The organism is Lysobacter sp. M2-1, assembly GCF_022662495.1.
In the GTDB taxonomy this organism is placed as follows: domain Bacteria; phylum Pseudomonadota; class Gammaproteobacteria; order Xanthomonadales; family Xanthomonadaceae; genus JAKPBU01.
The window spans coordinates 71,534-95,451 of sequence record NZ_JAKPBU010000005.1 but is presented as its reverse complement, the minus strand read 5'-3'; the positions used below and the strand labels follow the sequence as shown (position 1 = coordinate 95,451).

General features: G+C 67.9%; 24 protein-coding genes. 20 read left to right on the top strand and 4 right to left on the bottom strand.

What is annotated here, in order from left to right; genetic code table 11:
- Nucleotides 1-5: 5 nt before the first annotated feature.
- The 8 genes from MC375_RS11380 to MC375_RS11345 all read left to right on the top strand — a co-directional run bounded on the left by MC375_RS11380 (nucleotide 6) and on the right by MC375_RS11345 (nucleotide 7,070).
- Nucleotides 6-1,235 carry a histidine kinase gene (locus tag MC375_RS11380; RefSeq protein WP_242103515.1) on the top strand — a complete coding sequence of 410 codons (1,230 nt, stop codon included), beginning with the start codon at nucleotides 6-8 and terminating at the stop codon, nucleotides 1,233-1,235.
- A 19-nt stretch (nucleotides 1,236-1,254) separates the two neighbouring features.
- The gene (locus tag MC375_RS11375; protein WP_242103770.1) at nucleotides 1,255-1,887 is read left to right on the top strand and encodes a response regulator transcription factor; all 633 of its coding nucleotides are present in this window, start codon (nucleotides 1,255-1,257) and stop codon (nucleotides 1,885-1,887) included.
- A gap of 135 nt (nucleotides 1,888-2,022) precedes the next feature.
- Nucleotides 2,023-3,198: an acetyl-CoA C-acyltransferase gene (locus MC375_RS11370; RefSeq protein ID WP_242103514.1), complete on the top strand. Its 1,176-nt coding sequence runs from the start codon at nucleotides 2,023-2,025 to the stop codon at nucleotides 3,196-3,198.
- A 145-nt stretch (nucleotides 3,199-3,343) separates the two neighbouring features.
- On the top strand, nucleotides 3,344-3,721 hold the full coding sequence (locus tag MC375_RS11365; RefSeq protein WP_242103513.1) for a hypothetical protein: 378 nt from the start codon (nucleotides 3,344-3,346) through the stop codon (nucleotides 3,719-3,721).
- A gap of 194 nt (nucleotides 3,722-3,915) precedes the next feature.
- Nucleotides 3,916-4,293 (top strand): hypothetical protein, encoded by a 378-nt coding sequence (locus tag MC375_RS11360; protein ID WP_242103512.1) that lies wholly within the window; start codon nucleotides 3,916-3,918, stop codon nucleotides 4,291-4,293.
- A 134-nt stretch (nucleotides 4,294-4,427) separates the two neighbouring features.
- Nucleotides 4,428-6,035 (top strand): carboxyl transferase domain-containing protein, encoded by a 1,608-nt coding sequence (locus MC375_RS11355; RefSeq protein ID WP_242103511.1) that lies wholly within the window; start codon nucleotides 4,428-4,430, stop codon nucleotides 6,033-6,035.
- Between the two features lie 85 nt (nucleotides 6,036-6,120).
- Nucleotides 6,121-6,711, top strand: coding sequence for a polymer-forming cytoskeletal protein (locus MC375_RS11350; RefSeq protein ID WP_345779284.1), 591 nt, complete (start codon nucleotides 6,121-6,123; stop codon nucleotides 6,709-6,711).
- On the top strand, nucleotides 6,708-7,070 hold the full coding sequence (locus MC375_RS11345; RefSeq protein ID WP_242103510.1) for a hypothetical protein: 363 nt from the start codon (nucleotides 6,708-6,710) through the stop codon (nucleotides 7,068-7,070). The genes MC375_RS11350 and MC375_RS11345 overlap by 4 nt, the downstream gene beginning before the upstream one ends.
- A 675-nt stretch (nucleotides 7,071-7,745) precedes the next feature.
- Here the strand turns inward: MC375_RS11345 and MC375_RS11340 are convergent.
- From MC375_RS11340 to MC375_RS11330, 3 genes are read right to left on the bottom strand one after another with little or no spacing between them, the layout of a single operon-like run.
- A complete protein-coding gene (locus tag MC375_RS11340) occupies nucleotides 7,746-7,982 on the bottom strand; it encodes a DUF6587 family protein (RefSeq protein ID WP_242103509.1) in 237 nt (78 codons plus the stop codon).
- Nucleotides 7,979-9,832 carry a ferrous iron transporter B gene (locus tag MC375_RS11335; RefSeq protein WP_242103508.1) on the bottom strand — a complete coding sequence of 618 codons (1,854 nt, stop codon included), beginning with the start codon at nucleotides 9,830-9,832 and terminating at the stop codon, nucleotides 7,979-7,981. The genes MC375_RS11340 and MC375_RS11335 overlap by 4 nt, the downstream gene beginning before the upstream one ends.
- Nucleotides 9,829-10,077, bottom strand: a complete 249-nt coding sequence (locus tag MC375_RS11330) for a FeoA domain-containing protein (protein WP_242103507.1) — start codon at nucleotides 10,075-10,077, stop codon at nucleotides 9,829-9,831. Before MC375_RS11330 ends, MC375_RS11335 begins: the two co-directional genes overlap by 4 nt.
- Before the next feature lie 117 nt (nucleotides 10,078-10,194).
- Here MC375_RS11330 and MC375_RS11325 point away from each other — a divergent pair, with 117 nt between their 5' ends.
- The 10 genes from MC375_RS11325 to MC375_RS11280 all read left to right on the top strand — a co-directional run bounded on the left by MC375_RS11325 (nucleotide 10,195) and on the right by MC375_RS11280 (nucleotide 20,116).
- Nucleotides 10,195-10,977 (top strand): enoyl-CoA hydratase-related protein, encoded by a 783-nt coding sequence (locus MC375_RS11325; protein ID WP_242103506.1) that lies wholly within the window; start codon nucleotides 10,195-10,197, stop codon nucleotides 10,975-10,977.
- 8 nt (nucleotides 10,978-10,985) lie between these two features.
- Entirely contained in the window at nucleotides 10,986-11,372 is a 387-nt protein-coding gene (locus MC375_RS11320; protein WP_242103505.1) for a VOC family protein, read from the top strand.
- A 39-nt stretch (nucleotides 11,373-11,411) separates the two neighbouring features.
- Nucleotides 11,412-13,454, top strand: a complete 2,043-nt coding sequence (locus MC375_RS11315) for a biotin carboxylase N-terminal domain-containing protein (RefSeq protein ID WP_242103504.1) — start codon at nucleotides 11,412-11,414, stop codon at nucleotides 13,452-13,454.
- Between the two features lie 31 nt (nucleotides 13,455-13,485).
- Nucleotides 13,486-14,388, top strand: coding sequence for a hydroxymethylglutaryl-CoA lyase (locus MC375_RS11310; protein WP_242103503.1), 903 nt, complete (start codon nucleotides 13,486-13,488; stop codon nucleotides 14,386-14,388).
- Nucleotides 14,385-16,964 (top strand): EAL domain-containing protein, encoded by a 2,580-nt coding sequence (locus MC375_RS11305; RefSeq protein ID WP_242103502.1) that lies wholly within the window; start codon nucleotides 14,385-14,387, stop codon nucleotides 16,962-16,964. The genes MC375_RS11310 and MC375_RS11305 overlap by 4 nt, the downstream gene beginning before the upstream one ends.
- Entirely contained in the window at nucleotides 16,945-17,451 is a 507-nt protein-coding gene (locus MC375_RS11300) for a GNAT family N-acetyltransferase (protein ID WP_242103501.1), read from the top strand. The genes MC375_RS11305 and MC375_RS11300 overlap by 20 nt, the downstream gene beginning before the upstream one ends.
- Before the next feature lie 180 nt (nucleotides 17,452-17,631).
- The gene (locus MC375_RS11295; RefSeq protein ID WP_242103500.1) at nucleotides 17,632-18,402 is read left to right on the top strand and encodes an SDR family NAD(P)-dependent oxidoreductase; all 771 of its coding nucleotides are present in this window, start codon (nucleotides 17,632-17,634) and stop codon (nucleotides 18,400-18,402) included.
- 6 nt (nucleotides 18,403-18,408) lie between these two features.
- Nucleotides 18,409-18,960, top strand: a complete 552-nt coding sequence (locus MC375_RS11290; protein WP_242103499.1) for a retropepsin-like aspartic protease — start codon at nucleotides 18,409-18,411, stop codon at nucleotides 18,958-18,960.
- Complete coding sequence (gene yeiP / locus MC375_RS11285) at nucleotides 18,957-19,523, top strand: elongation factor P-like protein YeiP (protein WP_242103498.1); 567 nt, start codon at nucleotides 18,957-18,959, stop codon at nucleotides 19,521-19,523. The genes MC375_RS11290 and yeiP overlap by 4 nt, the downstream gene beginning before the upstream one ends.
- A 62-nt stretch (nucleotides 19,524-19,585) precedes the next feature.
- A complete protein-coding gene (locus tag MC375_RS11280; RefSeq protein ID WP_242103769.1) occupies nucleotides 19,586-20,116 on the top strand; it encodes a GNAT family protein in 531 nt (176 codons plus the stop codon).
- A 58-nt stretch (nucleotides 20,117-20,174) separates the two neighbouring features.
- Here the strand turns inward: MC375_RS11280 and MC375_RS11275 are convergent, their stop codons facing one another.
- The gene (locus MC375_RS11275; protein ID WP_242103497.1) at nucleotides 20,175-21,560 is read right to left on the bottom strand and encodes an FAD-binding oxidoreductase; all 1,386 of its coding nucleotides are present in this window, start codon (nucleotides 21,558-21,560) and stop codon (nucleotides 20,175-20,177) included.
- A gap of 192 nt (nucleotides 21,561-21,752) precedes the next feature.
- Between MC375_RS11275 and serA the strand changes: the two genes are divergently transcribed.
- Together serA and MC375_RS11265 are read left to right on the top strand one after the other, a co-directional pair.
- Nucleotides 21,753-22,988 carry a phosphoglycerate dehydrogenase gene (serA, locus tag MC375_RS11270; RefSeq protein WP_242103496.1) on the top strand — a complete coding sequence of 412 codons (1,236 nt, stop codon included), beginning with the start codon at nucleotides 21,753-21,755 and terminating at the stop codon, nucleotides 22,986-22,988.
- 174 nt (nucleotides 22,989-23,162) lie between these two features.
- Nucleotides 23,163-23,846 (top strand): HAD family hydrolase, encoded by a 684-nt coding sequence (locus MC375_RS11265; protein ID WP_242103495.1) that lies wholly within the window; start codon nucleotides 23,163-23,165, stop codon nucleotides 23,844-23,846.
- The last annotated feature ends 72 nt before the right edge of the window (nucleotides 23,847-23,918 follow it).

The window sequence follows — 23,918 nt, the reverse complement described above, 5'->3', positions numbered from 1 at the left end:
GCCGCATGACGATCGACGACGCGACCTATACTCGGCCCATGGGGACCGACGCGCATACGGATCGCGACGATTCGCCGGCCGCGACCGGCTCGCGGCTGTTGTGGGACGGCGGGCCGCTTTCGCCGCTGAACGTCGCGGCCTACGTGACCTGGCTGCCGGTGAGTTTCGGCATGCTCGATTTCGCGCGCCTGTCCGCGGCCGATCCGGTCGAGTGGCTGGGCGCCGCCTGCCTGCTGGGTTTCCTCGCCCTGTTCGTGGCCCGCGTCTTCCTGGGGCGCGACCACTCCCGGCACGAGCGCTGGTGGATGGCTGTGGTGCTGCCGCAGGCGGTGCTCGCGTTGCTGGCGATCTGGCTGCTGGGCGGCGGCAGCGGTGCGGTGCTGCTGATCCTGGTGGCGGTGCAGCTGTTCGCGATCCTCAACTGGCGCGTGGCGATCTGGGGGCAGGCGGCCTTCAACCTCGGGCTCGCGTTGATCTGGCGGCAGGCGTTCGGGATGGACTGGGACCGTTTGCTGGTGGAGCTGTTTCCGATCATCGGCTTCCAGGCCTTCGCTGCGCTGACGGCGTACTACGCCACTGCGGTCGGCGACACCCGCGACGAGTTGGCGCGGGTCAACGCCGAACTGCTGGCGACCCAGTCGCTGCTGGAGGAAAGCGCGCGCGGCGAAGAGCGCCTGAAGCTGTCGCGCGAGCTGCACGACGTCGCCGGCCACAAGCTGACCGCACTCAAGCTCAACCTCGCGCGGCTGGCACGCGACCCGGCGCTCGCCGGCCGCGAGGAGCTCGGCACGTCGACTGCGCTTGCGCATGACCTGCTCGATGACATCCGGGCCGTGGTCGGCGAGCTGCGCAAACATGACGGTGTCGACTTGCGCGCCGCCATCGAATCCCTGGCCAGACAGGTGCATGGCCCGCGCTTCCGCATCGAGGTCACAGACGATGCCCGTACACACACGGTACAGGCCGCCGAAACGCTGCTGCGCTGCGCGCAGGAAGGCATCACCAATGCGCTGCGCCATGGCCATCCCGGCGAGATCGTGGTGTGGTGTGGCCGTCGCGACGCGACACTCGAATTGCGCGTGCGCGACGATGGCGCCGCCGCGCCCAGGCTCGCCTTCGGCAATGGCCTGACCGGCATGCGCGAGCGGCTGGCCGCGCTTGGCGGAACACTGCAGGTACTGCCTGCCCCGAGGCGTGGCGTGGAACTGATCGCCAGCCTTCCGGCGGGCGCCTGACATGCCCGCGCCGGAACGGATGGCGCCGGTACGGGTCGCGATCGCCGACGACCAGGCCCTGGTCCTGAAGGGCCTGTCGGCGCTGCTCGGCGATCTCGGCATCGAGATCGTGCTCGAAGCGGGCGACGGCGCCGCGCTGCTCGTGGCGCTGGAGAAGCGTCCGGTGGACGTGATCCTGAGCGATATCCGCATGCCAGGCATCGACGGCATCGCCCTGGTGCGGGCGCTGCGCGAACGTGGCGACGCGACTCCGGTGATCCTGCTGACCACCTTCGACGACAGTGCCTTGATGCTGGCGGCGGTGGAAGCCGGTGCGCAGGGCTTCCTGCTCAAGGATGCATCGCCCGAGGATCTGCGCGAAGCGATCCTGCGCGTCGCCGACGGCCACACCCTGCTGCAGCCGGTCAGCATGGGGCCCGTGCGCGCCGCCTGGGGCGAGCGTGGACCGGTGCCCGAAGGGGCGCGGCTGAGCGCGCGCGAAGTCAGCATCCTGCGCCTGGTCGCCGGGGGCTATTCCAACAAGGAAATCGGGCGCAGCCTGCATCTGTCCGAGGGCACGGTGAAGAACTACATCTCCGACCTGCTGGTCAAGCTCGACTGTCGCGACCGTACGCATGCGGTGCTCAAGGCGATCACGCGGCGTCTGCTGTAGCGCCGCTTCTGCACAACTGCATGCATGCGGGATGCGCCGAGGGGACGACTAACGCCGGATCACGCCACCCCAGGGGTGTTTCGCGGGATAATCCCCGGCCTGCGGTCCGGCCGCGTCCCCCACAGGAGTCGTTTCATGTCCGACGTCGTCATCGTCGGTGCCAAGCGCACCGCCATCGGTTCCATGCTTGGCCAGTTCACCGGCGTGCCCACGCCGACGCTCGGCGCGGCGGCCATCGTCGGCGCGCTGGAGCACGCCGGCCTGGCGCCGGACCAGGTCGACGAGGTGATCATGGGCTGCGTGCTCCCGGCGGGCCTGGGCCAGGCGCCCGCACGCCAGGCTTCGCGCGCCGCCGGCATTCCCGATGCTGCCGGCTGCACCACCATCAACAAGGTCTGCGGCTCGGGGATGAAGGCCATCATGTTCGGCCACGACCTGATCAAGGCCGGCTCGGCCAGCGTGGTCGTCGCCGGCGGCATGGAGTCGATGACCAATGCGCCGCATCTGCTCAACGGCTCGCGCACCGGCATCCGTTACGGCACCGCTGAATTCCTCGACCACATGGCCTGGGACGGCCTGACCAATCCCTACGACGGCAAGGCCATGGGCGTGTTCGGCGATGCCGCAAGCGAGAAGTACGATCTGAGCCGGGAAGCCCTGGATGCCTATTCGTCCGAAAGCGCGAAGCGCGCCCAGGCAGCCATCGCCGATGGCAGCTTCAAGGACGAAATCGTCGCGGTCACGGTGAAGGGCCGCAAGGGCGAGGTGGTCGTCGAGGTCGACGAAGAACCGGGCAAGATCCAGCTGGACAAGATCCCCACCCTACGCGCGGCCTTCGGCAAGGAAGGGCGCCTGACCGCCGCGTCCTCGTCCAAGATCTCCGACGGCGCGGCCGCCACCGTGCTCATGTCCGCGGACGAAGCGCGGCGACGCGGGCTCACGCCGCTGGCGCGCATCGTCGCCCATGCCGGGCACGCGCAAGCGCCCGAATGGTTCACCACTGCGCCGGTGAAAGCGATTTCAAACGTGCTCGCGAAAGCGGGCTGGAAGGTCGAGGACGTCGATCTGTTCGAGGTCAACGAGGCGTTTGCGGTGGTCGCGATGGCACCCATGAAGGACCTCGGCATCCCCCACGACAAGCTCAATGTCCACGGCGGCGCACTGGCTCTGGGGCACCCGATCGGAGCCAGCGGTGCACGGCTGCTGGTGACATTGCTGCATGCGCTCAAGGCACGCGGCGGCAAACGCGGCGTGGCCTCGCTGTGCATCGGTGGTGGCGAAGCGACCGCAGTGGCTGTGGAGCTGGCGTGAAGGTCCTTTGAACCGGGCCGAAAGTTAAGAACGGGATAACGAAAATTTACCGGCCAGCCGCTTGACACCTGCCATCGGCTTGTCATCATGTTAACGGCGCGCTCCTGCGCGTTGCCAAACTTCAAATTGACGAGGAAGACTGATCATGACCATCAACAAGGCTCTGCTCGCCCTGGCTCTGGGCTTCGCCCTGGCCGCGTGCACCAACCAGCAGCAGGCCGAGGATTCGGCCGCTGAAGCTGCCGAAGCCGCTGGCGAAGCCCAGCAGGCCGCTGACAACGCCGCCACCACTGGCGACGCGATGGCGACCGATGCCGCCCAGGCTTCGGCCGACGCTGCTGCCACGGCTGCCGACGCTGCTGCCACCTCGGCTGACGCCGCTTCCGCTGCCGGCACCATGGGCGATGCCGACGACGCCGCCGACGCTGCCGAACAGGCTGCCGACTCGGCCGAGCAGGCTCAGGACGCCGCCGAAGAAGCCGCTGCTTCTTCCGACGCTCCGACCAACAACGACGGCAACTAATCTGCCCGAGTTGTGCAAGCAACAGGAAAAACCGCCGGCATCGCCGGCGGTTTTTTTATGGAAAGCGCGAAGGAATTCGGCGGATGCTGTCTGACCTCGCCGCGTCTTCACGGCGTCTTACGCGCCCATGGGAATATTCCGCACGCCGGCAGCGATCCGGCGTTACCAGCCTCAACTGCCGACAGGAGACCACCATGAAATTCAAGCTCACCGCACTCGCCGCCGCCAGTCTGTTCGCGCTCGCCGCGTGCAATTCCCCCACCGCCGACCAGAAGGCCGACGAGGCCGCCGCTTCGGCCGAAGCCGCCGGCGACCAGGCCGCCGAAGCAGCCACCGCAGCGGGTGATGCCGCTGCCGCCGGCGCCGAAGCCGCCGGTGCCGCCACCGCGGCTGCCGCAGGCGCTGCCGCCGCCACCGTCGACGCCGCTGCCGATCCGGTGCAGGAAGCGTACGAAGAAGGCAAGGCCGATGCCGCCGGCGCCGTGGGCGATGCCGCCCAGGACGTGGCCGACAGCATGAAGCAAGAGCAGGCCGAAGCCGAGACGACTGCAGAGGAAGAGAAGCAGGACTGATCCGCGCCCTGCGCAGTCAGTTGAAGGGCCCGCTTCGGCGGGCCCTTTTTTTTGCGCAACGCGCGTTGCGGAGACCGACAGGCGGGGAAAACGCGCCGGGTTATGCTTCCGCCACTTTCCGACTGGGCCCGCCCATGCCCGCACTCGTCACCCAGCTCGACCCGCGCTCGCCCGAGTTCCAGGACAACGCCACGTTCCATCGGGCGTTGGTCGACGAGCTCGATGCCCGCCTTGCGAAGGCGGCTGATGGTGGCGGGAGGGCGGCCCGGGAACGGCATACCGAACGCGGCAAACTGCTCGCGCGCGACCGGATCGCCGCCCTGCTCGATCCGGGCTCTCCCTTCCTGGAGCTGAGCGCACTGGCGGCCGAGGACATGTACGACGGCGCCGCGCCGGCGGCCGGCATCGTCACCGGCATCGGCCGGGTAATGGGCCAGGAAGTGGTGGTCGTGGCCAACGATGCCACCGTCAAGGGCGGCACGTATTTCCCGATGACGGTCAAGAAGCACCTGCGTGCGCAGGAAGTCGCGCGCGAGAACTGCCTGCCCTGCGTCTACCTGGTGGATTCGGGCGGCGCCTTCCTGCCGCTGCAGGACGAGGTCTTCCCCGACAAGGAGCATTTCGGCCGGATCTTCTACAACCAGGCGCGGCTGTCGGCGGACAACATCCCCCAGATCGCTGTGGTGATGGGCAGCTGTACCGCGGGCGGTGCGTACGTGCCGGCCATGTGCGACGAATCGATCATCGTCAGGGAACAGGGCACGATCTTCCTCGGTGGCCCGCCGCTGGTGAAAGCCGCAACGGGCGAGGTGGTCGATGCCGAATCGCTGGGCGGCGCCGACGTGCACACCAGCGTGTCGGGCGTGGCCGATCATTTCGCCGAGGACGATCGTCACGCGCTGCAGATCGCGCGTGACATAGTCGGACATCTGAACCGCCGCAAGCAGCTGCCCCTCGCCACGCGCGCCTCGCGCGAGCCGCTGTACCCGGCGCAGGAGTTGTACGGCATCGTGCCGAAAGACACGCGCCGCCCGTTCGATATCCGCGAGGTGATCGCCCGGATCGTCGACGGCAGCGAGTTCGATGAGTTCAAGGCCCGCTACGGCAAGACCCTGGTGACCGGATTCGCCCATCTGCATGGCTACCCGGTCGGCATCGTGGCCAACAACGGCATCCTGTTTTCCGAGTGCGCGCTCAAGGGCGCGCACTTCATCGAGCTGTGCAACCAGCGCGGCATCCCGCTGGTCTTCCTGCAGAACATCACCGGCTTCATGGTCGGGAAGAAATACGAGAACGCGGGCATCGCCAAGGACGGGGCGAAGATGGTGACCGCGGTGGCGTGTTCGTCGGTACCCAAGTTCACGGTCGTGATCGGCGGCAGTTTCGGCGCGGGCAATTACGCCATGTGCGGTCGCGCCTATGGCGCACGCTTCCTGTGGATGTGGCCGAATGCGCGCATCAGCGTGATGGGCGGCGAGCAGGCTGCGGCGGTACTGGCGACCGTCCGGCGCGACGGTATCGAGGCCAAGGGCGGCAGCTGGACGGCCGCGGAAGAGGAAGCGTTCAAGGCGCCGATCCAGTCCCAGTACGAAACCCAGGGAAATCCTTACTACGCCACCGCCCGGCTCTGGGACGACGGCATCATCGACCCGGCCGACACGCGGCGGGTGCTGGGGCTGGCGCTCTCGGCCGCTCTCAACGCGCCGATCGAGCCTGCGCGATTCGGCGTATTCAGGATGTAGGGCCGCGCCGTCGCGCGCCTTCCCAGCAGCGACAAGGACTTGCAGCGACCTTTGTATGCGATCGGTGAGGCCGGTCACGGTCAGGATGTGTACGCCGCGTGATAGGCTCGGCCTCCCCTGTCGCCCTGTCTCCCGAGGAACGTTCCGCATGGCCATCTTCAACAACCAGCAGACCGCCACCAAGCCTGCCCCTTCGTTCGCTCCCGAACCCACCCCCGCCGCGCCGGTCAAGGAAGTCCAGGCCAACACCGACTTCGCGCCCGCCCAGCCCATGGTCGCGCCGCGCGCGTCCGCCTCGGCCGCCAAGGAGTCGCTGATCGCCGCCGACCTGACCATCGAAGGCAAGATCGAAGGTTCCGGACACGTCCGCATCGCCGGCCGCTTCAAGGGCGACGTCAACGTGCAGGGCGACCTGACCATCGAGCAGGGCGCCAAGCTCAACGGTGGCGTGCGCGCCAACCGGGTCAACGTGGCCGGCGAGCTCGAGGGCAACATCGAATCCGCCTCGCGCGTGGAGCTGGTCGAGTCCGGCGCGATCAACGGCGACATCAAGGCCGAAACCCTGACCGTGGCCGCCGGCTCGCGCATCCGCGGCCGCGTCGAATGCGGCACCTGGAGCGACTCCTCCAAGACCTCGGTCAAGTCGAGCAGCCGCACGGATAGCGAGGCGGCGTGATCGGCGCGCGCCCGGGTACGGCAGGCGCCACGCGCGCCTGTCCGCACTGCAAGGCCACCATCCTGGAAAGTTCCGCGGTGTGCCCGGCCTGCCGCGGGCACCTGCGCTTCGACTCGGCCGCGCAAAGCCTCGGGGTGCGACCGACCAGCACATCACTGAAAGTCGAAGGTGCGATCCGTCAGCCGAGCGACGGAGCCACCACCGAGTATTCGATGCTGCTCACGATCCGCAACGAGCGCGGAGAGGAAGTCGCCCGCCAGCTCGTTGGCGTGGGCGCGCTGCGGCCGGGCGAGGAGCGGACCTTCAGCCTGACGGTGGAAACCAGCGAACCTGTCGGGATGCGGGCGAAGAAGCACTGACGATTCGTCGTGCTCGATACAGCGCCCGATCTGGGAATCCTTAGAGCTTTCACAGCATTAGGGCTAATAGAGCTTTCGCCTTGCGGCGACCTACTTTCTTTGCCGGTGCAAAGAAAGTAGGCAAAGAAAGCACCTTCCTCGACAGATCGCTCAAGGCGTCTGGGTGGCGAAGCAATTTTCGGACTCGGCCTCCTGCCTCGGTCCGAAAACGGCGGCCATCCATGGCCGCCGCCCCCCTTCGGGGTTTCCAGGTGCTGACAGCTACTGCGGGACCAGGAAAGTCAAAGGCATGGGCCATCGGCGCCACCCCGCGCCCGCACCGGACTGCCTGGATCTTTGGCCTTTGATCTACTCGACGCTGCGCATGCGACCTGCATCCGAACACCCGGAGGGCGGCCGGCATGGATGCCGGCCGTTTTCGGACCGAGCCATGGATGGCGAGTCCGAAAATGGCGGCAACACCGCACATCCCATGAGCGGTTTTGACCTCACGAGTAGGTGCTTTCTTTTGGTTACTTTTCTTTGCACCAGCAAAGAAAAGTAACTCGCCGAAAGGCGAAAGCTCTGCTCCTAAAGACGCCCCCGCCACTACGCAACCAGCGGCAACATCCATAGATCCCCCCGCCTTCGCAAGCGCAGGCTCTACACGGGAAGGACGACGTTGTTCAGAGCGCCCTAATCGTCGCAGCCGCTGCAACCACCACACCCCGCAGCAGTGGCGGACGCCTCGGGCGCAAGCCTGCGCCCGAGGCGGCGCAGCGCCGGCGCCCGCTGCTCGCGCAGCAGCCACAGCGCCGAGGCCGTGCGCAGGCGCCGGACCGTACCCGGAAACTGCTTTCGCACCACCACCACCGCGCTGCCGATCACGGCCAGAGCGATGACGACATACTGCAAGGCAAGCGAGGACATCACCCTGCCCCCATCGCGACGGCCACCTGATAGGTGAGCAGCGACGCGAGATAGGCCAGCGCGAACAGGTAGCCCGTCGCGATCCCGACCTGTTTCCAGGAATTGGTCTCGCGGCGAATCGTCGCCAGCGTCGAGATGCACTGCGGCGCATAGATGAACCAGACCAGCAGCGACAGCGCGGTGGCCAGCGACCAGCCGTCGCTGATGATCGGCGAAAGCGCCTGTGCGGCGGCATCGTCATTGGCTGCGGACAGGGCGTAGACCGAAGCCAGCGACGAGACCGCGACTTCGCGCGCGGCCATGCCGGGGATCAGGGCGATGCAGATCTGCCAGTTGAAGCCCAGCGGCGCGAACACCGCGGTCATCGCATGGCCGATGCGACCGGCGAAGCTGTAGTCGATCGCCGGGCCGACCGCGCCATCCGGCGGGCCGGGAAACGACAGCAGGAACCAAAGCAGGATGGTCAGCGCCAGGATGATCCCGCCCACCCGCTTGAGAAAGATCATCGCGCGCTCGTACAGGCCGATCAGCAGATCGCGCGGATGCGGCAGCTTGTACGAGGGCAATTCGAGCAGCAGCAGGTGCTCGCCCTTGTCGCGGCGCCATTTCTTCATCACCCACGACACCAGCAGCGCGCTGAGGATGCCGGCCATGTACAGCGCGAATAGCACCAGTCCCTGCAGGTTCAGGAAGCCAACCTTCTGCGGCGGGATGAACGCGCCGATCAGCAGCGCGTACACCGGCAGACGCGCCGAACATGTCATCAGCGGCGCCACCAGGATCGTCGCCAGGCGATCGCGCGGATCCTGGATCGAGCGCGTGGCCATGATTCCAGGGATCGCGCAGGCGAAGCTCGACAACAGCGGAATGAACGAACGTCCCGACAGCCCCGCCACCGACATCATGCGATCCAGCAGGAAGGCGGCGCGCGGCAGGTAACCGGATTCCTCGAGCGCCAGGATGAAGGCGAACAGCACCAGGATCTGGGGAAGGAACACGATCACGCCGCCCAGGCCGGCGATGATGCCGTCGACTAGCAGGCTGCGCAGCGGCCCGTCGGGCATGGCATCGCCGACGACACCGCCCAGCCACGCGGTGGCGGCTTCGATCCCGTCCATCATCGGCGTGGCCCAGGCGTAGACCGCCTGGAAGATCAGGAACATCACGACCGCCAGCGCCAGCAGGCCTGCAACCGGATGCAGCAGCCAGCGATCGAGCGCATCGTCGATGCGCGAGGTGCGGGCCGGCATCGCCACGGCCTGGGCCAGCAGCCGCCGGACCTCGGCATGCGCATCCTGGCCGGGCGCGAGCCGCGGCTTGGGGGAGTCCAGGCGCATGCCCATGGCGTCGATCCGCTCGACCAGCGCACGCGCGCCGCCATGGCGGATGGCCACGGTCTCCACCACCGGCAAGCCGAGTTCGCGCTGCAGCGCATCGACGTCGATGCGGATGCCGCGACGCTGTGCCGCATCGACCTGGTTGAGCGCCACGATCATGGGCTTGCCCAGCTCGCGCAACTCCAGCACGAAGCGCAGATGCAGACGCAGGTTGGTCGCATCGACCACGCACACCAGCAGGTCCGGCGTGGGTTCGCCCGGATAGAAGCCTCGGCAGACATCTCGCGCGATCGCCTCGTCCAGACTCGCCGGATGCAGGCTGTAGGCGCCGGGCAGGTCGAGCACCGCGTACTCGCGCCCGGATGGCGCGTGCAGGCGCCCTTCCTTGCGCTCCACCGTCACGCCGGTGTAGTTGGCGACTTTCTGGCGGCTGCCGGTGAGCAGGTTGAACAGCGCGGTCTTGCCGCTGTTCGGGTTGCCGATGAGAGCCAGGCGCAGCGCGGCCACGTCGCTCATGCGGCTGCTCCGCCGTCCCTGAGATGTATGCGCGCGGCTTCGCTGCGACGCAGGGCAAAGCGCGTGAAGCCGATCTGGACCAGCAGCGGGTCGGCACCGAACGGTCCGGTCGCCATCACTTCGACCGGCTCGCCCGCAACGAAGCCGAGCTCGCGCAAACGGCGCGCAATCGCGTCGTTAGGAGCGACGTCTTCAACCCGGTCGACGATGGCGATCATGCGGCGCGGCAGTTCGTCCAATGTCACGAACTGTTCTCAAATGGGAACAGTTCTCATTATAGACCCGAAACCGCTGCGCGGCCCGCCGAACCCGCGTTTGCCGCCCGCTATGATGCGCATTCCCCGCGACGGACCCGCCCGCCGATGAGCCAGACCCTGCAACAGGAACGCGCGTCCGGGGTCGCCCGCATCCGTCTGCACCGACCCGCACTGCACAACGCCTTCGACGCGGCGCTGATCGGCGAGCTCACCGCCGCGCTGGAAGCCATCGGGACCGATTGCGAGGTGCGCGCCGTCGTCCTGGAGGGCTCCGGCGCCTCGTTCTCGGCCGGCGCCGACCTGAACTGGATGCGCGGCATGGCCGCCGCCAGCGAGGCCGAGAATCGCGCGGACGCGCTCGCCCTCGCCCGGCTGATGCGCACGCTGGACGAATTGCCCAGACCCACCATCGCCCGCGTGCATGGAGCCGCCTTCGGCGGGGGGCTGGGGCTGGTGGCCTGCTGCGACATTGCCATCGGTGTGCCCGAGGTGCAGTTCGGCCTGACCGAATCCAGACTCGGCCTGTTGCCGGCGGTGATCTCGCCGTATGTCATCGGCGCGATCGGCGCTCGCAACGCCCGCCGTTACTTCGCCACCGGCGAGATCTTCGACGCCGCCGAAGCGCTGCGCATCGGACTGTTGCACCAGGTGGTCGGGGCCGACCAGCTCGACGCCGCCGTGCAGCGCCAGCTCGATCTGCTGCTGCGGGCCGGGCCCATCGCCAGCGCCAAAGCCAAGCAGCTGGTGCGCGAAGTGGCGGCGCACGCCGACGGCAAGCGGCACGATGCCGACAACGCCGCGCTGATCGCGCGTCTGCGGGTCTCGCCCGAAGGCCAGGAAGGTATCGGGGCGTTCCTCGACAAACGCAAACCCTCCTGGACCGATTAGGAGACCCCATGCTCGACCACGTCGGTATCTCCGTCAGCGACTATGCACGCAGCAAGCGCTTTTATACCGCTGCACTGGCGCCGCTCGGCATCGCCCTGATCATGGAGCCGGTGCCCGAGCAGGCCGACTCCGGCGCGGGCGCCTGCGGCTTCGGCACCGACCGCAAGCCGTTCTTCTGGATCGGCGCCGAGGCCACGGTCGGCCATAGTCACGTTGCGTTCGCCGTACCCGATCGCGCCACCGTGGACGCCTTTCACAAGGCCGCCATCGCCGCCGGCGCCCGCGACAACGGCGCACCGGGACTGCGCGCGCACTATCACCCGAATTATTACGGCGCATTCGTGCTGGATCCCGATGGCCATAACATCGAGGCGGTCTGCCATGCGCCGGTGTAAGCGCCTCAAGTCGATCGTCCAAAGCCGAAGGCCGGATACGTGTTCGACAAGATCCTGATCGCCAACCGCGGCGAGATCGCCTGCCGCGTGATCCGCACTGCGCGCCGCCTGGGCATCCACACGGTGGCCGTCTATTCGGAGGCCGATGCCGATGCGCAGCACGTGCGCCAGGCGGATGAAGCGCATCCGATAGGCGGGCCGCGCCCGCAGGACAGCTACCTGCGCGGCGATGCGATCATCGAGGTCGCGAAGCGGACCGGAGCGCAGGCCATCCATCCGGGCTACGGCTTCCTCAGCGAAAATGCGGACTTCGCCGATGCGGTGGCCGCAGCAGGCATCGCTTTCATCGGCCCGCCAGGCGCATCGATGCGCAAGATGGGCAGCAAGGCCGGGGCCAAGGAGCTGATGCAGGCAGCCGGCGTGCCGGTGGTGCCCGGCTACACCGGCGAGGACCAGGCGCCGGAGCGGCTGCAGCTCGAAGCCGATCGCATCGGCTATCCGCTGATGATCAAGGCCGCGTACGGCGGCGGCGGCAAGGGCATGCGCATCGTGCACAGCGCCGAGGAATTCCTGCCGAACCTGGAGAGCTGCCAGCGCGAGGCGGCCAACGCATTCGGCCGCGACCGGGTCCTGCTGGAGCGTTACATCGAATCGCCGCGCCACATCGAGATCCAGGTGTTCGCCGACACGCACGGCCATACGATCCACCTCAACGAGCGCGAGTGTTCGGCGCAGCGGCGCTACCAGAAGGTGTTCGAGGAGTCGCCCTCCCCGCTGCTCACCCCGGAGCTGCGCGCGCAGATGGGCGCGGCCGCGGTGCGCGTGGCCCGCGCGATCGACTATGCCAATGCCGGCACGGTCGAGTTCATCGTCGCGCCGGGCGGCGCCGGCTCCCAGCCGGAATTCTTCTTCATGGAGATCAATACCCGGCTCCAGGTGGAACATCCGGTGACCGAGATGGTCAGCGGGCTGGACCTGGTGGAATGGCAGCTGCGCATCGCTGCAGGCGAGGCCCTGCCCCTGGCGCAGGACGAGATCCGCCAGGATGGGCATGCGATCGAGGTGCGCCTGTACGCCGAGGATCCGGACGCCGGCTTCCTGCCCGCTTCGGGCAGGCTGGACACGCTGCGGCTGCCGCTGGCCGATGCGCACCCTTCGACAGGGCCCGGGGGCGCCGTGCGCATCGACTCGGGCGTGGTCCAGGGCGACACGGTCACGATCTTCTACGACCCGATGATCGCCAAACTGATCGTGCACGACCACGACCGCACAGCCGCACTCGCGCGCCTGCGCGATGCGCTGGCGCAGTGCAGGATCGAAGGGCCGAAGTCGAACATCGAATTCCTCGAACGGCTCGTGCGCCATCCCGCGATCGTCGAAGGCCGGATCGATACCGGCTATCTCGACCGCCATCTGGACGAATTCATCGCCGACGGCGATGCGACGGCCAGCGGCACCCTCCTGCTCGGCGCCGCCACCGCGCAGCTGCTGCATGAGGAAGGTGAGCAGCAGGCGCGCGCGCAGCTCTCCGGCGATCCCACCTCACCCTGGGCGTTCGCGGACGGCTGGCGGCTGGGCCACGCGGGCAAGCGTTCGCTCGCATTCCTGTATCGCGGCAGCGAGATCGCGCTGACCGCACATGGTGCCGATGGTACGTATGCGGTCGATGCGCCCACCGGCGCCCGTGCCGTGCAAGGCGCGCGATTGGCCGATGGCTGGCTGGAAGCGCGTTTTGATGGGGTAGCGCATCGCCTGCGCGTGGATCGCGACGCGGCTGCGCTGCTCGTACACGACGGGGATCGGCGGTTGCGGCTGCAACCGGTCGCGGCTTATCGCCACGCCGGGATGTCCGGTCAGGAAGCGGAGCACCGTATCCGGGCACCGATGCCCGGCCGGGTCGTGGTGGTCAGAACGAAACAGGGGGACAGCGTGCAGGCCGGCCAGGAAGTCCTCGTGCTCGAAGCGATGAAGATGGAACTGGCGCTCAAGGCGCCGCGCGACGGCGTGGTGGCCGAGGTGCGCGCGGGGGCGGGCGATTTCGTGGAAGCCGACACCGTTCTCGTCGTGCTGGAAGACGCTTGAGTCCGGCCGGGTGGAACCCATTCTCGAGACCATGAGCGCCCTCCCCGCCCAGGTCCGGATCGTCGAGGTCGGCCCGCGCGACGGCCTGCAGAACGAGAAGGCCATCGTTGCGACCGCGGCCAAGATCGAACTGATCGATCGTCTCTCCGCCACCGGCCTGCAGAGCATCGAAGCGACCAGCTTCGTCAGTCCCAAATGGGTGCCCCAGCTGGCCGATGCGGCGGAGGTGTTTGCCGGCATCACCCGCAAACCCGGCGTCGCCTATCCGGTACTGGTGCCCAATGAACAGGGTTACGACCGGGCGCTGGAGGTCGGCGCCCGGGAAGTGGCGGTGTTTACCGCAGCCTCGGAGGCGTTCAATCGCAGCAACATCAATGCCTCCATCGACGAATCGATCGAGCGGTTCGTTCCGGTGCTGGAACGCGCACGCAACGACGGCGTGCGCGTGCGCGGCTATGTATCGACCGTTCTCGGCTGCCCCTATCAGGGCGAAGTGCCGCTGGGCGATGTCGTGCGCGTGGCCAGCCGCCTGCATGCGCTGGGCTGCTACGAGGTCTCGCTCGGCGATACCATCGGCGTGGGTACACCGGCCAAGGCGCGTGCGATGCTCAGGGCCGTGGCCGCCGAGGTTCCGATGCCAGCGTTGGCGATCCACTTCCACGACACTTACGGTCAGGCGCTGGCGAACATCCTGGCCTGCCTCGAGGAAGGCGTGACCGTAGTCGACAGTGCGGTATCCGGCGTTGGAGGTTGTCCTTACGCACGGGGCGCCAGCGGCAACGTGGCGAGCGAGGATGTGGTGTACATGCTCCACGGTCTGGGCATCCGCACCGGTGTCGACCTGAACACGCTGGCCGAAACCGGCCGCTGGCTGGCTGGCCTGCTCGGGCGCGAAACCGGCAGCAAGGCCGGCAAGGCGCTGGCGGCGGCGTGACCAAGCCCAGGCCAGCATCGATGGATGCCGGACACGCCACGGCCGATCCGGCCGGCCTGCTCGGGGCGCTCCGCGGTGGCGTCGTAGACACCTCACTGACCGCGGAAACGCGCCAGTTGCTGGCCCTCGCCGCCTCGGCCATCGAACGTGCGCACAGCGAAATCCAGGCAGAGCGCCTGCGCTACCGCGCGCTGTTCGATGCGGTGCCCGACCCGGTCAGCGTGATCGCCTTCGACGGCACCGTGCTCGATCTGAACCGAGCCGGCATGAAGGCCTACAACCGGCCGCGCGACGAGATCGTGGGTCAGCCCATCCATGTGCTCAACCCCGACCTGCCGCGCGATCACATGCTGCCGGTGCTCGACACCCTGCGCCGCGGCGATACCTATGTGGTCGAGGTGACCAACATGCGTGCCGACGGCAGCCGCTTTCCGGTGGAAGTGCATTCGGCGAATTTCCATTACGAAGGGCGCGAAGACGTGCTGGTGGCCGTGGCGCGGGATCTCAGCCAGCGCCAGGAAGCCGAAATCCGCTACCGCGAGCTCATGGAACTGATCGACAAGGGCATCGTGATCCAGGACACCGCCGGCCGTTTCGTCTACGGCAACTCCGCCGCTCTGCGCATCCTGGGCATCGGCAACCAGGAATCTCTGGCCGAGGCGATGGGCGACGAACACTGGCTCGTGCTGCGCGAGGACGGATCGCCGATGCCGCTGGAGGAATATCCGGCGACTCGCGCCATGACCACCGGACGCATCATCGAAAGCACGCTGATGGGGATGCAGCACCGTCAGCGGCGGCAGATGGTCTGGCTCTCGGTGACCGTGGTGCCGCAGTTCGCGCCTGGGGCGAGCACGCCGCACCAGATGCTCTCGCTCTTCAGCGACGTGACGGCGATCAAGCGCGACAGCGCCATGTTCGACCGCGTGCAGGCGCTGGCGCACATCGGCGGCTGGGAATGGGATTGCGCCAGCGACTCCCTGTACCTCACCCACGAATCGCAGCGGATCATCGGCCAGAGCGAACCACCCGCTTCCATGCGCGAGCTTGCCGGCTGCCTGCGCAGCATCGATGGCGTGCGCCTGCAGGTGGCTGCGGAGGCAGCGCTGCAGGCAGGTTCGCACTTCGATCTCGAACTGCAGGGCATGCGCGCCGACAAGCGCGACTTCTGGGTGCGCGCGATCGGTGAACCCATGCGCGATGGCCCGGCCACGACCCGGGTCAGCGGCACCCTGCAGGACATCACCGAACGCAAGCAGGCCGAGGAGACCCTGCGCGTGCAGGCGCGCAGCGACCCGCTGACCGGACTGATGAACCGCGATGCCGCGCTCAACGAACTCGAGGCCAGGCTCGCCGATCCGACCCAGTCGCAGGTTGCGGTGCTGTACATCGACCTGGATCGCTTCAAGGTGGTCAACGACGTGCTGGGCCACGCCGCCGGCGACCAGTTGCTGGTCGCGGCCACCGAACGCATCCGGCGTGGCGTGGGCACCGAGGGCCTGATCGCCCGCTTCGGCGGCGACGAGTTCCTGGTGATCTGCAGCTGCGGCGACGATCCGGACCGGCCGCAGCGGATCGCCGGCGAGATTCTCGGCCAGTTCGGCGAGGCCTTCCGCTTTGGCGGCGAAGAGTTCGGGATCACCGCGAGCATCGGCATCGCCTTCGCGCCGCCCACCGGCGGCAGACCGCAGCCCATGATCCAGAACGCCGACATGGCGATGTACGACAGCAAGCGCCGCGCGCGCAACGGCTTCCAGTTGTTCACTCCAGAACTGGCGCAGCTGCAGCAAGAAAAGCTGCAGTTGGAAACCCATCTGCGGCGCGCGGCCGAAGAAGACGAGTTCCAGCTCGTATTCCAGCCGCAGGTCGACCTGCGCAGCGGCCAGGTGGTCGCCGCCGAAGCGCTGATCCGCTGGAACAACCGCAAGCTCGGCGAGATGCGGCCCGACCGCTTCATCGCCCACGCCGAGAGCACCGGCGACATCGTGCGCATCGGTAGCTGGGTGCTGCACGAAGCCTGTCGCCAGGTCGCCGAATGGCGCGACGCGGGCCTGGGAATCGTGCGCGTGGCGGTGAACGTCTCCTACCGCCAGTTCACCGGCGACGACCTGCCGCGTCTGGTGCGCGAGGCGCTGGAGATGCACCGCCTGCCCGGCAGCGCGCTGGAGCTGGAGTTCACCGAGCGCGTGCTGATCGAGGACGCGCCCGACACGCTCAAGACCTTCGCCGATCTGCGTGCGCTCGGGGTGATGCTCACCATCGACGATTTCGGCGAGGGCTACAGCGCGCTCAATTACCTGCGGCGCCTGCCGATCCACGGGCTCAAGCTGAGCCAGCTGTTCGTCGAGGGCGTGCCCGGCAACCAGTCGGACGTGGCGGTGTGCCAGGCGGTGGTCGGCATCGCGCGCAGCCTCGGATTGGGCCTGGTCGCCGAAGGGGTGGAATCCGAAGCGCAGCGCCAGTTCCTGCTGCGCCTGGGGGTACCGGTCGGGCAGGGGTTCCTGTTCGCGCCCGGCCTGCCCGCGGACGAATTCGTGCGCCAACTCGAAGGTACCCATGTCCTCACCCATGCCTGAGCCCGAACGACTGCAGATCGAGCCGATCACGCAGGCCGACGATGCGCAGATCGCCGCGATCATCCGCAAGGTCATGCCCGAATTCGGCGCGAGCGGCTGCGGATTCGCGATCAACGACCCCGAAGTCGACTGGATGAGCCGCGCCTACGCCGGGCCGCGCAGCGCCTATTTCGTGCTCCGGCGCGACGGACGCGTGCTCGGCGGCGGTGGCGTGGCGCCGCTGGAAGGCGGCGGCGCCGACACCTGCGAATTGCGCAAGATGTACTTCCTGCCCGAGGCGCGTGGACTGGGCGCCGGCGCGGCGATGATGGAACGCTGCCTGGAAGCGGCCCGCGCCTTCGGCTTCAGGCGCTGCTACCTGGAAACCCTGACCGGCATGGACGCCGCGATGCGCCTGTACGAGCGCAGCGGCTTCCGACGCATCGACGGCCCGATGGGCGCCACCGGCCACGGTGGTTGCAACACCTTCTACCTGCGCGACCTGTAGGAGCGCCGCTTCCGCGCGACCGCGCCACATACGCGTTTCGGCCGCCACCGCTTTCCGGCCGCCGCAGCGGGCTTGGAGATGGATCAGGTCAGGGGTTGGATCGCGCAGCCTTGGATAGAGCCGTCGCGCCGAAGCGGCGCTCCTACATTAAAATTGCGGTTTCCGTCTCTGGAATCCCCGATGCAGCTTTCCGATGTCCGCGCCATCGTCACCGGCGGTGTTTCCGGCCTGGGCCTGGCCGTGGCCCAGCGCCTGGTTGCCGATGGCGGCCGGGTCGCGCTGTTTGACGTCAACGACGACAAGGGCGCGGCCGCGGTCGCAACGCTGGGGGACGCCCATGCGCGTTACTTCCGCACCGACGTCACCGACGAATCCGGCGTGGCGGCCAACGTCGCGGCGGCCAGAACGTTCCTGGGCGGGTTGAACACCGCCGTGAACTGCGCGGGCATCCTCGGCGCAGGGCGGGTGCTGGGACGCGAGGGCGCGATGAAACTCGCCCAGTTCCAGTCCACCGTCATGGTCAACCTGGTGGGCAGCTTCAACGTCGCCAAGGCTGCGGCCGAGGCGATGCAGCACAACGACGCCGGCGAGGACGGCGAGCGCGGATTGATCGTCAACACCGCCTCGGTGGCGGCCTACGAGGGCCAGATCGGCCAGGCGGCGTATTCGGCATCGAAGGGCGGCGTGGTCGGCATGACTCTGCCGATGGCACGCGAACTGGCGCGCTTCGGCATCCGGGTCAACACCATCGCGCCGGGCATCTTCTGGACGCCGATGGTCGACAGCATGCCCGAGGAGGTGCAGGCGTCGCTGTCGGCCTCCATCCCCTTCCCTTCGCGCCTGGGACGGCCGGAGGAATTCGCCGACCTGGTGGCGTACATCGTCGGTAACCGCTACCTCAACGGCGAAACCATCCGCCTGGACGGCGCGGTGCGGCTGGCACCGAAGTAGGTCGCGGTGACCGTAGCCTTGCGTTTGATGTTGCTGTCGCTGAGCCTGCTCGGCGTGGCGGGCGCCGCGGCGCGCAACGCCAACACCCTGGCCCTGGACGGATACAGCAGCATCGCCCTGACCCGCATGAAGACCGGGCACCTGACCTTGCAGGCGCGCATCAACGGGATTCCGGGCCGCTTCGTCCTGGACACCGGCGCAGGCCGCAGCGTGATCGAGGCATCGCGTCACGCCAAGTTCGGGTTGGCGCGCATCGCCGACAGCACCGGCGTGGCCATCGGCGCCGGCGGCAGCCTGCCGTTGCGCATGTCCCACGGCAACCGGCTGCAGATCGGGCGCTACGTCGATTACGGCTTCACCGCCTACCTGATGCCGCTGGAGCAGGTGAACCTGGCGTTCCTGCGCCGGGGCCATGAGCGCATCGACGGCGTGATCGGCGCCGACGTGCTGCGCAGCGGCCATGCGGTGATCGACTACGCCAGCGGCACCCTGCACCTGAAGCCGAAGGCGACATCTTCCATCCCTACGAACCACGCAACGGAAACCGCGCAACGATGAAGGCTTACGACGTCAGGAAAGGCAATGTGGTCGAACACAACGGCACCGTGTACCAGGTGCGCGACATCGAGCGCAGCTCCCCGCAGGGGCGCGGCGGCAACGTCAAGTACCGCTTCACCATGTACAGCGTGCCGGGGGGCACGAAGTACGACCTGAGCGTGGGCGCCGAGGACGAGCTCAAGGAAGTCGAACTCTCGCGCCGTCAGGCGACCTTCTCCTACAAGGACGGCGACGCGTTCGTGTTCATGGACGACGAGGACTACACGCCCTACAACCTCGACGCCGATGTCGTCGGCGAGGGAGCCGGTTACATCAGCGATGGGCTCGCCGGCTGCTACGTGCAGATCATCGACGACCTGCCGGTGGCGCTGCAGCTGCCGCAAAGCGTGGTGCTGGAAGTGGTGGAAACGCCGCCGGAGCTCAAGGGCGGCACCGCGACCAAGCGCCCGAAACCGGCGAAGCTCAGCACCGGCATCGAGATCCAGGTGCCCGAATACATCGGCAACGGCGAACGGGTCTGGGTGAATACCAGCACCGGCGAGTTCGCGGGGCGGGCCGACTGAACCGCGCGCCGTCCGCAGCCGACCCGGTCGTGCTTGAGGGCTGTGGCGTCCGCCTCGAAGCCCTGACGACCGGCCACGCGCCAGAGCTGCTCGAGGCGGCCGGTGACGGCGCACTCTGGGAGCTCAACTACACCAGCGTGCCAGGGCCGGACCTCGCCTCGGTGCACGACTACATCCGGGTCGCGCTCGATGGCCAGGCCGGCGGCGGCATGTCGCCGTTCGTGGTGCGCGTGCGCGACACCGTGGTTGGCTGCACGCGCTACTACGACATCGACGCAAGCGTGCCGACCCTGGCGATCGGCTACACCTGGTACGCAGCGCGCGTGCAGCGCACCCACGTCAACAGCGCCTGCAAGCGTCTGCTGCTGGGACATGCCTTCGAAACCCTGGGCATGCGCACCGTGTATCTGCACACCAGCCATCAGAACCTGAGATCGCAGGCCGCCATCGAACGCCTTGGGGCACGCCGGGACGGCGTCATCCGCCAACACAGGAAACACAAGGACGGCAGCCTGCGCGATACCGTGGCTTATTCGATCCTCGACAGCGAATGGCCGGAGCTGCGCGCGAGGCTCGACGCGCGCCTCCTGTAGGAACGCCGCTTCGTCGCGACTGCGGTACCAAACGCCATGTCGCGCCGAAGCGGCGCTCCTACGGATCGAAGAGCTTGCCGGGATTCATCACACCGTTCGGATCCAGTACCGACTTGATCCCGCGCATCGCCGCGATCTCCGCTTCGCTGCGGGTACTGGACAGATAGGGCTTCTTGACCAGGCCGATGCCGTGCTCGGCCGAAATGCTGCCACCGTGGGCCTGCAAGCACGCAGCCAGCAGTTCGGTCACACGCCCGCATCGGGCGACGAATTCGTCCTGCTCGAGCCCCTCGGGCTTGAGCACGTTGATGTGCAGGTTGCCGTCGCCGATATGCCCGAACCAGACGACCTGAAAATCGGGGTATTCGTCCGCCAGCAAGGCCTGGGTTTCGGCCAGGAATGCGGGCATCGCCGAGATGCGCACCGACACGTCGTTCTTGTAGGGCGTGTACCGGGCCAGGCTCTCGGTGATGTCCTCGCGCAGCCGCCACAGCTGTGCGGCCTGGGCACCACTCTGGCTGATCACGCCGTCGCTCACCAACCCCCGCTCCATGCATTGCTCGAACGCCGCCAGCGCCTCGCCTTCCTCGGCCTCGCCGCTGGCGAATTCGGTGACGACGTAGAACGGATGGGTCTCGGCGAAAGGCGGTTGCGCGCCGTGCGCCAGCACATGGCCCAGGGCGCGGTCGGTGAAGAATTCGAAGGCCTGCAGCTGCAGGCGCAGGCGGAATGCATCGAACACCTGCATCAGCGCTTCGAACGACGGCAGCGCCAGCAGCATCACGTTGCTCGGCGGTGCCGGATCGGTGAGCCGGAGCGTGGCTTCGACCACGATGCCGAGGGTGCCTTCGGATGCGATCGCGAGATGCCGCAGGTCGTAGCCGCTGGAGTTCTTGACCAGGCCGCGATTGAGGTCGAGCACATCGCCATGACCGGTGACGAGCTTGAGGCCGGCGATCCACTCGCGGGTGTTGCCGTAGCGAAGCACGCGGATGCCGCCGGCATTGGTCGCGATGTTGCCGCCGATGCTGCACGAGCCGCGCGACGCGAAGTCGACCGGATACTGCAGACCCTGCGCGCGCGCCGCGTCCTGCACCGTCTGCAGGGCAATCCCAGCCTGCACGGTGAGCGTGCGATCGATCGCGTCGAAGCCCAGCACCTTGTTCATCCGATCCAGGCTGACGACGAGTTCGCCATTGGCCGCCACGGCGCCGCCGGACAGCCCGGTGCGGCCGCCGGACGGCACCAGCCCCACGCGGTGTGCGTTCGCCCAGCGCACGATCTGCTGGACTTCGGCGACCGTGCCCGGCAGCGCGATCGCCAGCGGTGCCGGGGTCCAGCGCCGGGTCCAGTCGCGACCGTAGTGCTCGAGGTCGGCCGGATCGGTTTTCAGGCTCAGGCCTGGGACCGCTTGACGCAGGGACTCGAGGCGAGGATCGGGCATGTGGGAGTGTCGGCCGCGTGGCTCGGCCCTACGCGGCCGACAATGCGATGGATGCGGTGCTGCTGCGGCGCCGGGGGCGTAGCCCCGGCCTCAAGGCGCAGGGTGCCAGCCGGCCCCCTTTCCGTCCAGTGCGGCAGCGCAGCAAAAGCGTTCCCGAACTGGCACACTCGACATCCGCCTCCAGTTACCCCGATGAAGAAGACTTCCTACCCCAAGCAGGACATCAAGGTTGTATTGCTCGAAGGCATCAGCCCCAGCGCGGTCGAGACCTTCCGCGCCGCCGGCTACACCCGGATCGAGCAGCACCCCAAATCGCTGCCCGAAGAGGCGCTGCGTCGGGCCGTGGCCGACGCGCACTTCATCGGCATCCGCTCGCGCACCCACCTGAGTGCCGAGGTGCTGGCCGACGCCCGGCGACTGCTGGCGGTCGGCTGCTTCTGCATCGGCACCAATCAGGTCGACCTGGAAGCTGCCGAACTGGCCGGCATCCCGGTCTTCAACGCGCCCTATTCCAATACCCGCAGCGTGGCCGAACTGGTGCTGGCCGAGGCGATCATGCTGCTGCGCGGGATCCCGCAGAAGTCGGCGCAATGCCACCGCGGCGGCTGGAGCAAGTCGGCCGAAGGCAGCCACGAAGCGCGCGGCAAGACCCTGGGCATCGTCGGCTATGGCCATATCGGCACCCAGGTCGGCGTGCTGGCCGAAGCGCTTGGCATGCAGGTGCTGTTCCACGATATCGAGACCAAGCTGTCGCTGGGCAACGCACGGCCGTCGCTGGATCTCGACGATCTGCTGGACAGGTCGGACGTGGTGACCCTGCACGTGCCCGAGACCCCGGCGACGAAGTGGATGATCGGTGCGGCGCAGATCGCACGGATGAAGCCCGGCGCGCACCTGATCAATGCCTCGCGCGGCACCGTGGTCGACATCGATGCATTGGCCGCGGCGTTGCGCACGGGACACCTGGCCGGCGCCGCGGTGGATGTGTTCCCGGTCGAGCCCAAGGGCAACGACGATGCTCTGGAATCCCCTTTGCTCGGCATCGACAACGTCATCCTCACCCCGCACGTCGGCGGCAGCACGCTCGAGGCGCAGGACAACATCGGCATCGAGGTCGCGGCCAAACTGGTGCGCTACAGCGATAACGGCAGCACGCTGTCGGCGGTGAACTTCCCGGAAGTCACCCTGCCCGAGCATGCCGGCAGCCATCGCCTGCTGCACATCCACCGCAACGTGCCGGGCGTGCTGTCGCGGATCAACGAAATCTTCGGCCAGCGCGGCATCAACATCGACGGCCAGTTCCTGCGTACCGACGCCAACGTCGGCTACGTGGTGATCGACGTGAGCGCCGACGACGCCCAGGCCGCCGAGCTGCGCGCGGACCTGGCGGCGATTCCCGGAACGCTGCGCACGCGGGTGTTGTACTGAATGACACCGCGCAGTGGGAGCGATCGTGGGAGCGGCCTTGGCCGCGAATGCTTTTTCTTCCCCGACCACAGGCCAGGCGGAAGGCAATCGCGAGCAAGCTCGCTCCCACGGGGCAATCGCGAGCAGGCCCGCTCCTACGGGGCGTAACCCAGACGCACGAGGAGCAATGACGCGATGAGCCGAACGTCCACCGCCTTCCTGTTCGATCTGGACGGCACCCTGGTCGACAGCGTGTACCAGCACGTGCTGGCCTGGAAAGAGGCGCTGGATCGCGAAGGCGTGCCGCTGTCGGTCTGGCGCATCCACCGCAAGATCGGCATGAGCGGCGGCCTGTTCACCAACATCCTGCTGCGCGAGACCGGCATGGAGGTCACGCCCGAGCGACTCGAACGCCTGCGCCGCTCGCACGCACAGGCCTACGTCCGCCTGTCGGAAGGCGGCGCGGTGCAACCGTTGCCCGGAGCGCGCGAACTGCTGGCCTTCCTGACGGCCCAGGGCATGCCGTGGGCCATCGCCACCAGCGGACGGATGGAGACCGCGCGCCACAACCTGGAGGCGCTGGGCGTGGATCCGGCGCAGGTGCCGGTGATCACCCGCGACCTGGTGCGCCATGCCAAGCCGGATCCGGACCTGTTCGAGGCTGCCGCCGCACGGCTCGGCGTGGACATCGAGCGGTCGCTGGTGATCGGCGACAGCATCTGGGACATGCTCGCCGCGCAGCGCGCGCGGGCGCTCGGCGTCGGCCTGCTGTCGGGCGGCTATGGGCGCGAGGAACTCGAACGCTCCGGTGCGTTCCGCGTCTACGACGATCCTGCCGACCTGCTGCGCCATATCGATGAAGTCGCGGCGCGCAGCTGATCCGATAGCGCAGGAGCGCCACTTCGGCGCGACGGATGGATCAGCGATTCAAGCCACCAGGCCGTGCCCATG

What these genes read in the sequence shown, in the direction of transcription:
- MC375_RS11380 (WP_242103515.1), top strand. Translation starts at nt 6, where the DNA reads ATGACGATCGACGACGCGACCTATACTCGGCCCATGGGGACCGACGCG.
- MC375_RS11375 (WP_242103770.1), top strand. Translation starts at nt 1,255, where the DNA reads ATGGCGCCGGTACGGGTCGCGATCGCCGACGACCAGGCCCTGGTCCTG.
- MC375_RS11370 (WP_242103514.1), top strand. Translation starts at nt 2,023, where the DNA reads ATGTCCGACGTCGTCATCGTCGGTGCCAAGCGCACCGCCATCGGTTCC.
- MC375_RS11365 (WP_242103513.1), top strand. Translation starts at nt 3,344, where the DNA reads ATGACCATCAACAAGGCTCTGCTCGCCCTGGCTCTGGGCTTCGCCCTG.
- MC375_RS11360 (WP_242103512.1), top strand. Translation starts at nt 3,916, where the DNA reads ATGAAATTCAAGCTCACCGCACTCGCCGCCGCCAGTCTGTTCGCGCTC.
- MC375_RS11355 (WP_242103511.1), top strand. Translation starts at nt 4,428, where the DNA reads ATGCCCGCACTCGTCACCCAGCTCGACCCGCGCTCGCCCGAGTTCCAG.
- MC375_RS11350 (WP_345779284.1), top strand. Translation starts at nt 6,121, where the DNA reads ATGTGTACGCCGCGTGATAGGCTCGGCCTCCCCTGTCGCCCTGTCTCC.
- MC375_RS11335 (WP_242103508.1), bottom strand. Translation starts at nt 9,832, where the DNA reads ATGAGCGACGTGGCCGCGCTGCGCCTGGCTCTCATCGGCAACCCGAAC.
- MC375_RS11325 (WP_242103506.1), top strand. Translation starts at nt 10,195, where the DNA reads ATGAGCCAGACCCTGCAACAGGAACGCGCGTCCGGGGTCGCCCGCATC.
- MC375_RS11320 (WP_242103505.1), top strand. Translation starts at nt 10,986, where the DNA reads ATGCTCGACCACGTCGGTATCTCCGTCAGCGACTATGCACGCAGCAAG.
- MC375_RS11310 (WP_242103503.1), top strand. Translation starts at nt 13,486, where the DNA reads ATGAGCGCCCTCCCCGCCCAGGTCCGGATCGTCGAGGTCGGCCCGCGC.
- MC375_RS11300 (WP_242103501.1), top strand. Translation starts at nt 16,945, where the DNA reads ATGTCCTCACCCATGCCTGAGCCCGAACGACTGCAGATCGAGCCGATC.
- MC375_RS11295 (WP_242103500.1), top strand. Translation starts at nt 17,632, where the DNA reads ATGCAGCTTTCCGATGTCCGCGCCATCGTCACCGGCGGTGTTTCCGGC.
- yeiP (WP_242103498.1), top strand. Translation starts at nt 18,957, where the DNA reads ATGAAGGCTTACGACGTCAGGAAAGGCAATGTGGTCGAACACAACGGC.
- MC375_RS11275 (WP_242103497.1), bottom strand. Translation starts at nt 21,560, where the DNA reads ATGCCCGATCCTCGCCTCGAGTCCCTGCGTCAAGCGGTCCCAGGCCTG.
- serA (WP_242103496.1), top strand. Translation starts at nt 21,753, where the DNA reads ATGAAGAAGACTTCCTACCCCAAGCAGGACATCAAGGTTGTATTGCTC.
- MC375_RS11265 (WP_242103495.1), top strand. Translation starts at nt 23,163, where the DNA reads ATGAGCCGAACGTCCACCGCCTTCCTGTTCGATCTGGACGGCACCCTG.